This is a genomic window from Candidatus Hakubella thermalkaliphila (genome assembly GCF_013281975.1).
Taxonomy (GTDB): Bacteria; Actinomycetota; Humimicrobiia; order Hakubellales; family Hakubellaceae; genus Hakubella; species Hakubella thermalkaliphila.
In genome coordinates, this window is record NZ_BLRZ01000121.1 from 1 (window position 1) to 4,512 (window position 4,512).

Here is a 4,512-nt window from a genome sequence, read left to right on the forward strand (position 1 = left end):
AGCCAGAGCTTCAACAAGATCACCTGGGATAGGAAGGGCAGGGCTCTAGTGGCAGTTAAACTTGGACAGGGTCCGAAAAGGTGAAGGGGGGCGTGAGGCGAGATGGTGTCCAGGCTGAGAAGATATCAGGAGCTTTTCATCGGCCAATATGATTTTCTATCCTTTCTCAAATATGAGCTGATCATTTCCAGCTTCGGCCTCATGCCCGGTGCTGTGGGGCTCTATCTCCGAGGTGTGTTTTACCGGTCTCTTTTCCGGAAGATAGGGAAAGATGTGGTTTTCGGGCGTAATATCACTCTTCGCCATCCTGGAAAAATGATCCTGGGTAGCGACGTGGTAGTGGATGACAACTGCATTCTGGATGCCAAGGGAACGAAAAAATCGGCTATAACTATTGGTAACGGAGTCTTTATCTCGGCCTTCTCCATCTTGAGCATGAAGGACGGGGTTATCGAGATAGGGGATAATACCAGGATTGGCAGCCACTGCCGGCTGGAGACTTCGACCAGACTTTCGGTGGGACGGAATGTGCTAATAGCTTATCGATGCTATGTTGGCGCTGAGTACTACCATTTTGAGAGGCTGGATGTACCCATTTCCCAACAAGGTAAGGATCTGCAGGGTGGAGTAATCATTGAGGATAACGTGTGGCTGGGAGCGGGGGTTGTGGTTCTGGACGGGGTTACGATTGGCCGGGATGCTATCGTGGGGGCGGGGGCGGTAGTGACCAAAGACATCCCTGAGTTTGCCATTGCCTATGGTGTGCCAGCCAGGGTGGTGAGAAAAAGAACACGAGGGGAAGGAGAGACATAGAAATGAAAAGGGAATTTACAGTAATTATCGAGCAAGATGAACAGGGATATTTTGTTGGAGAAGTTCCAGAATTGCAGGGTTGCCACACCCAGGCCAAATCCTTAGATGAGCTCATGGAAAGAATCAAAGAGGCTATTTTGCTCTGTCTGGAAGCAGAAGGTAAAAAAGTGCCCTCTACTCATTTTATAGGTGTCCAAAGGGTTGCTGTATGACCACACTGCCAGTGGTGACAGGGAGGAAAGTAGTTTCTGCCTTAAAGAAAGCAGGATTTGCTATTGAAAGACGGCGGGGTAGTCATGTATTCATGAAACATAGTGATGGGCGAGCCACTGTGGTTCCCATCCATCAGGGAGAGACTATCGGTCCAGGACTTTTATCAAAAATCCTTAGAGATACTGAGCTTGAAAAAGAGGAATTCATGAAACTACTAAAAGGAAAGAAAAAGTGAAAGGAGTTTTGAAAAGAATCACCCTTCTTGGCTCTGTTTCCGGCCGAAATGCGGGGGATGTGGCTCTTATCGCCTCCATCATGTCCGAAATCAGGAATCTTCATCCCGAGGTCACCTTTGAAATTCCCACCATCAACCCAGCTTTCATAAAGAAACATTATTCTCACCTGGTGGCCAGACCTGTTTCCATGTTGCCCTGGCATCTGAGCGTGAAGATGTTGGGGCTGCCCACCTTTTTATCGGTGCGGCGAGCCGATATGGTCCTGGTCTTTGATGCTGTACTCTTTGACAGGAAACTCTTTAATCCCCTTTTTAACCACATGTCCGCACTGGCCCTTTTGATTCCCTATGCCAAGAAACATGGCAAACTGGTGGCCTACTACAATGTGGGAGTTGGGCCTGTCTACACCTCTCTGGGGAAAAAAATTCTGGCCAGTATATCCAACCAGGCGGATCTGATAACGGTGCGGGACGAGGACTCCCTGAATCTTCTAAGGGAAGTGGGGGTAACCCGGTTGTCGATACATGTTACGGCCGACGCGGCCCTCAACAACCAGCCGGCTCCGCCGGAGAGGGTGCAGGAGATCATGAAGGAACAGGGGATTTTTTCTGATCGCCGGTGGATCGGCATGAATGTAAATACCTATGTGGATACGTGGGTAAGGTCTGGTGAAAAGGGCATCTCCAGAAGGAATTTCCAGAATACCATGGCTCAGGTGGCCGACTCTGTGATGGATGATCTGGATGTAGATATCGTCTTTTTCGCCACTCAAGTTATGGACATTCCTCTGTTTCAAGCCATAATCCAGGAAGTGAAGAAGAAGGAAAGAGTGAGGCTGGTTACCAACCGGGACTATACCAATCATGAGATTATGGGCCTTTTGGGCCAAATGGAGCTTTTTGTGGGCATGAGACTTCATTCCCTCATCCTGGCTTCGGCTATGTACACCCCCATAGTCGGGCTGGTCTATCTGCCCAAAGTCAGAAGTTACCTCAAGGAGATTGGTCAGCCGGACCAGGGCCTGGAATTTGCCGACTTTAATGCCCGGAGGCTCGTTTCTCTGATAGAATCTACCTGGGAAAGACGAGAGCTGATCAGGCAGCAGGTTGAAAGAGAGAGTGGGACGACTCAAGGAGGAGTCCCGTAAGGCAGCCCGGTTGGTAGTAGAGTTGTTGAGACAAAGAGATAGTGGCTGAAGGTCAAATCTGCCTTGTTCTGGGCGAAGCGCTGTTCGTAGCAGGAAGAAAAGGACAGTCTGAGGTTGAGATTAAGTGACCAGGATTCTGATGGTGGGCATGGCCCCCCTCCCCTTTGAAAAAGAAAGAAAGATATACGGACCGGGCCTGCGCACCTGGCAGTTGACTAAAGCTTTGCTGGAAGAGGGACATGAGGTCCTGCTTATCTGCTATGGTATACCATCTGCCTACGAGAAAGGTGTTCTGTCCAGAGAAGTGGAGAGCCCGGCCAAAGAATTGCGTTATCTGGTTCTGAACCATGAGAAGTACGAAGACGGCCAATACCTGGCCGGGCTGGCCCGCCAGTTCAGCCCGGACTGTATGGTGGCAGTGACCCTATATCCCTGCTATGTGGCTGCCAGACTGGAGCTGGATGAACCTCTCTGGGCCGACCTCTTCGGCCATGTCCTGGGAGAAGCTCAGGCCCGGGCCTCTGTCTATAAGGACGATAGTCTGCTCTTTCATTACTGGAATCAGGAAATGAGGATAATAGATAGGGCTGATGTCTTCTCCTGTGTCTCTCAACGCCAGGTGTATGCTACTATAGGTGAGCTGGGTCTTGTGGGTCGGCTGAACCGGCACACGGCTGGATATCGCTTTGCTCACTGCATACCCATATCCATTCCCACTGAGAAGAAAGAACATGATCTGCAGGTATTGCGGGGACGTGATGTTTCAGAAGATCATTTTGTGATTCTGTGGAGTGGAGGCTATAACACCTGGACCGATGTGGATACTCTGTTTGTGGCCCTGGAGGAGGCCATGAAGGTGGACGGGCAGATAAGGTTCGTTTCCACGGGCGGGGAGATTCCGGAGCTGGATGACCAAACCTATGGTCATTTTCAGGAGCTCATCCAAGATTCTCCCTTTAGTGACCGCTTCATTCTCAAAGGATGGGTGAAGACCGAGGAGGTTCACAACTACTATTACGAGAGCGATCTGGGTATTAACATTGACCGGGACATATATGAGGTAGAGCTGGGGAGCAAGAACCGCATTGTGGAGTGGATGAACTATGGGCTGCCGGTGCTGAGTTCCCGGGTCTGTGAGCTGACCGAGATACTGGAAGAGCATGGAGCTGGTTTTACCTATCCTCCTGGGGATGCGGAGACTCTGAAGGACAAAATTCTACAGTTGGCCCAGGATAGGGAAGGGCTTCGAGAAGCAGGGGCCAGAGGGGCCCGCTTGGCGGCTCAACTTTTTTCGGTGAAAGCTACTACCACAGCCCTCCGGGAGTGGGCAGCTCACCCCCAGCCAGCTCCAGATCGGGGCCAGGAAAGAGCTCTGGACCAGAGCCGGGAGGAGGCCTTCCGCAACCTGGAGAAGATTGTTCAGAGGCAAAAGGAAATGATCGCCGAAAGGGACGCCCGCATCCGGGACCTGGAGATGGTCTTTCATAGGAGTCCCCTGTACAGGATTTACGGCTTCTTGAACCTGGCCAGGAAGAAGGTATTGAGGAAGGGTTGACCACCGCTCATTGTAGCTGGTATCGGCATAGCGGCTGGATAAAATAATCGATAGAATAATCTTGAGAGACAAGTTGGCTGAGAGAAATAAAGTCCTTCTGATAAGTTACGATGTAATAGGCCCGAACATGGCCGGGCCAGGGGTTCGCTATTTCGAGCTGGCCCGGGTGCTGAGGGAGTACTGTCTTCTCACTTTGGCCATTCCTAACGCACCGCAAATAGAGGGGGACGGTTTTCGCATAGCTCAGTACTCTACGGAACAGGAATCCTCACTGAAAGAGTTGGTGGAGGAGTCCCAGGTGGTGGTCATCCAGGGCCATATTGTTCACTTCTTTCCTTTCCTGAAATATCTTCGGAAGCCTGTGGTGGTGGATCTTTACAACCCCTTTCTTCTGGAAAGTCTGGAGATGTACGGGGATGGCTCTTGCGGCGAGAGAATGAGGATCAGTCAGGGAAACCTGGCCATTTTAAAGGATCAACTGGCCTTGGGTGACTTCTTTATCTGTGCCAGCGAGAAACAGAGAGACCTGTGGATAGGCATGCTGGCAG

At 50.9% G+C, this 4,512-nt stretch carries 5 protein-coding genes and 1 pseudogene; all 6 read left to right on the top strand.

The window, feature by feature from the left end; translation table 11 throughout:
* Nucleotides 1-102 precede the first annotated feature (102 nt).
* Nucleotides 103-813: an acyltransferase gene (locus HW443_RS09425; RefSeq protein WP_176237026.1), complete on the top strand. Its 711-nt coding sequence runs from the start codon at nt 103-105 to the stop codon at nt 811-813.
* Between the two features lie 2 nt (nt 814-815).
* Nucleotides 816-1,025: a type II toxin-antitoxin system HicB family antitoxin gene (locus HW443_RS09430; RefSeq protein ID WP_176232930.1), complete on the top strand. Its 210-nt coding sequence runs from the start codon at nt 816-818 to the stop codon at nt 1,023-1,025.
* The gene (locus tag HW443_RS09435) at nt 1,022-1,261 is read left to right on the top strand and encodes a type II toxin-antitoxin system HicA family toxin (RefSeq protein WP_176232931.1); all 240 of its coding nucleotides are present in this window, start codon (nt 1,022-1,024) and stop codon (nt 1,259-1,261) included. The genes HW443_RS09430 and HW443_RS09435 overlap by 4 nt, the downstream gene beginning before the upstream one ends.
* Nucleotides 1,258-2,409, top strand: a complete 1,152-nt coding sequence (locus HW443_RS09440) for a polysaccharide pyruvyl transferase family protein (protein WP_176238100.1) — start codon at nt 1,258-1,260, stop codon at nt 2,407-2,409. The genes HW443_RS09435 and HW443_RS09440 overlap by 4 nt, the downstream gene beginning before the upstream one ends.
* Nucleotides 2,410-2,533: 124 nt before the next feature.
* The gene (locus HW443_RS09445; protein WP_176238101.1) at nt 2,534-3,964 is read left to right on the top strand and encodes a glycosyltransferase family 4 protein; all 1,431 of its coding nucleotides are present in this window, start codon (nt 2,534-2,536) and stop codon (nt 3,962-3,964) included.
* Nucleotides 3,965-4,037: 73 nt separating this feature from the next.
* Nucleotides 4,038-4,512 (top strand): annotated as a pseudogene (locus HW443_RS09450) (glycosyltransferase); the annotation flags it as partial.